The sequence below is a fragment of the Oleiphilus sp. HI0080 genome (genome assembly GCF_001635135.1).
In genome coordinates, this window is the sequence record NZ_LWFU01000817.1 from 1 (window position 1) to 3067 (window position 3067).

At 48.2% G+C, this 3067-nt stretch carries 5 protein-coding genes; all 5 read right to left on the reverse strand.

The window, feature by feature from the left end; genetic code table 11:
• On the reverse strand, nt 1–437 hold a 437-nt coding region (locus tag A3751_RS16700), incomplete at its 3' end, for an AraC family transcriptional regulator ligand-binding domain-containing protein (RefSeq protein WP_197466429.1).
• Between the two features lie 199 nt (nt 438–636).
• Nucleotides 637–1329: a gamma-glutamyl-gamma-aminobutyrate hydrolase family protein gene (locus tag A3751_RS16705; RefSeq protein ID WP_068458072.1), complete on the reverse strand. Its 693-nt coding sequence runs from the start codon at nt 1327–1329 to the stop codon at nt 637–639.
• A 60-nt stretch (nt 1330–1389) separates the two neighbouring features.
• Nucleotides 1390–2403, reverse strand: coding sequence for an amidoligase family protein (locus tag A3751_RS16710; RefSeq protein WP_068458075.1), 1014 nt, complete (start codon nt 2401–2403; stop codon nt 1390–1392).
• A 134-nt stretch (nt 2404–2537) separates the two neighbouring features.
• A complete protein-coding gene (locus A3751_RS16715) occupies nt 2538–2771 on the reverse strand; it encodes a hypothetical protein (RefSeq protein WP_068458077.1) in 234 nt (77 codons plus the stop codon).
• A 60-nt stretch (nt 2772–2831) separates the two neighbouring features.
• Nucleotides 2832–3067, reverse strand: a 236-nt coding sequence (locus A3751_RS16720) for a BON domain-containing protein (RefSeq protein WP_156492562.1), incomplete at its 5' end; no start/stop codon positions are given.

Below are 3067 nucleotides of genomic sequence, written 5' to 3' on the forward strand. Positions count from 1 at the left end.
ACGTTCACAAACCGGTTAGTAAAGGTGTGCTCATCCTGAATGACGGTGAGGTCGGTTAAGCTGCCAATGAGCTCATAGTAGGCGAGTGTAATATTGAGCGCTTCATATAAAGAAGGAACATGGCGCAGCGCGGCACCGAGTATTCCAAAGTCATCCAATCCATAACGCTCGCCAACAGCCACACCAAGCCCGATCGAAAATTGATCGCGAACAATGCGGTTGTTGCATTCAAGTGCAAGAAAGGAAGGGAGGAATTCGTTGTGCAAGTGTTGCTGTAGATCGAGCTCTTCAATGAGTGCATTGCACCAAGGCCCTTTGCCTTGTTCGCGCAGGTAATCTAGTAGGTACCGAAGCTCAACACTCGGATATTGTTGGTCGCCAATGCTTGCTAGATGTTTTAGCTCAATGGATGGCTTTAGCTCGGGTGAATCGCTCATTATGGCTGCGTGCTACTAATTGATAATCTTGTTGTGAGTCGTTGAATGGCATCCGATGGAAGAGGCCATTCATCCCGCGGTCATCGCAGTGAATAATCGCTCATTCGATGTGCGCAGTCTATGGGAAAGTTGGCAAATTGCACACAAGTGTTCGCCTACTTTTCAGGTAATGGCATATGAGGTCGAGGCATAGAAGGCCTCAACCGTGATTTGCGATCGAGTGAACGCTACGTGCAAAGCCTCTAAACAGGTTGCGCTGGTCTGCCTGAAAAGGCAGATACTCGGGATGCCACTGAACGCCCATCATAAAACGATGTGAAGGCGATTCTATCCCTTGAATAAAGTGGTCGCGGTCAGCGGCCACGGCTTTTAGGTCGCCTCCTAAACGGTCAACCGCTTGCTCATGGAGGCTATTCACACAAGCTTGCTCTGTGCCTAATAGAGCGTGCAGCCTTGAATTCGATTCAACCTTTACAGGCTTTTTTGCTCGGAGCGTTCTTCGGTTGGAGGTAAGCTGACGCTGCGGCCTGATATCGTTTAAAAGCGTTCCACCTTGAGCGACATTGAGCAACTGGGCACCGCGACAGATTCCAAACAGTGCGACGTTGCGCTTGAGCATGTTTTCCAAAAGTGCTAGCTCAAAACGGTCTCGTTCCGGGTCATACGCGCGCTTTTTTTTGTCGTCCTTCAATAAGCCATATAGCTCTGGCTCGATGTCGTCGCCACCGCCAATGATCAAGCCATCATATTCTTCGGGTGTGACTTTATCGCCAGGGCTTGCGTATTCTATGTCTAGGTTTAGATGTCTCAGGGCATAACGTGTCGCCCACCAACCAAATTTAAGTCGCTTGTTCGGCCCTGTCACTAACACTTTTGGTTTCGTGTTGCTCATTGTACGGCTCCTTATCAAAAGAATGGGGTCACGCGATTGAGTGTTCTTTGCGATGGCGTACTAAGCCGGATCGATTTTCTCAAGCTGGTCGTCGATCTGTTCACTCCATTTATTTGAGAACCGATGGCTTAAATTCTGCATTGACTCGAGATACTCCGCGGCAAGCTCGGGCAACGATTTGTGATTTGCGAGTGATTCAACCTGAAGCCAGTTTTGCCATACAGTCCAAAGCTCCCAACTAGGCTCGTCGATTTCACAGTTTGGCAGACGATAGTGCAGTGTTGGGCGCGCTTTAACACGCGAGTCTTTCACTACCTCACGAACGCGTTGTTCATCGATGTGCGCAAAAAGTGGCAGCATATCGAGTGAGCGATTACGGGTCGGGTTGTACTCTAGATAGTCGTCAATAAGCTGATCCATTGTCGGCTTATAGTCTGGTGCGAGCACTTTTTGAATGTATTCCGTTTTGAACGGCGCAATGTACGGCGTGATGCGGCGCATCAAATCCACATTTTCTTTTTCGACTAGCCAATCGTGCATCACAATATAGGCTTGCAGATAACGCAGGATCGTCTCGGCTTCAAGCGAGGGTAGTTCTGGATTTAGATGTACGCCAAACGCATAGCGCAGTGACTCTTTCGTACCCTCTGCGCCGGCCTTTCTCAACTCTGGAAAAATAGGATTGAGGATCGAAAGCTCCTTCATCTTGATAGGGTCTGTCACGATCTCCCAAGGAACGAAAAGCTCCGCTGAGTTTGTTAAGGCATCTGTGTACAGATCGATCACCTTCATGCGTAGATCTTTTCCTGATTCGTCTTCTTCGACTTCAATTTGCTCGCCATGCTTTTTCAGTAGTTCTGCATCGAGTTCGATACGAAAATTCCCCAAGCGCGAATCCTTTAAGTGATAAACAAACGGGCTTTCAATTTCTTCGACGCCGCCAAATCGCAACTGTAACAAGTGTACGATCTTGTCTGGCGACAAGCCTGCAAGCTCTATCTCAACGCCTACTCGGCGTAGATCATCGTCTTCGGTACGTTTGTATTCGGGTGTCCACTGATGTTGCTGAGTCATGATAAGTACCTCTGATTGGTTTAGTCGTTCGCAGGAAACAGGTTGGTGTAAGGGCTGGTGAAGGGCTGGTGAAGGGCTGGTGAAGGGCGGAGAACCCCATGCAGGCGATTCTCCGCGATACCTTCGCTGAGCCTTTAAGCGTCAGCCATTTCTTCTATTTGAGATTTCGCAGCAGAGATTTTTCGCTTCAGCTGCTCCACCTTTTCCTCTATTTTTTCCTTACTGTCTTCAAAAAGCGCTTCTCTAGAGTCCGCAGCTTTGTTCTCTGCGTACTCTTTTTTGAGCTTCGCTTTTTGTTCATCGAGTTGCTTCTCCCAAGACTCAACTTGATCATGAAGCGTATTTTTTAGTTTCTCTGTCATAGACATGGTGTTTCTCCTGATTACTGATATTGGATTTTTCTCTTTTATAAACACGACAGCGGCGGTTTAACTTTCGACTTCCAGTTTGCTCTCAACCTTCTCGACGCCCGAGGTATTGTTGGCGATTGCTATAGCGAGATCGGCTTCCGCCTGCGTTGGCACTGAGCCACTCAAAATGACCACGCCATCTTCCGTTTCGATATCGATGTTTTTGCTTGTTACTTCGTTTTCAAGCAACAATTTCATCGCCAGCACAGCGTCGACACGCGCATCCACTAGCTGTTCATTAATGGGTGCTTCTG

Excerpts from the sequence above, each read along its gene's own strand:
- A3751_RS16705 (WP_068458072.1), bottom strand. The coding sequence starts at position 1,329 with ATGAGCAACACGAAACCAAAAGTGTTAGTGACAGGGCCGAACAAGCGA.
- A3751_RS16710 (WP_068458075.1), bottom strand. The coding sequence starts at position 2,403 with ATGACTCAGCAACATCAGTGGACACCCGAATACAAACGTACCGAAGAC.
- A3751_RS16715 (WP_068458077.1), bottom strand. The coding sequence starts at position 2,771 with ATGTCTATGACAGAGAAACTAAAAAATACGCTTCATGATCAAGTTGAG.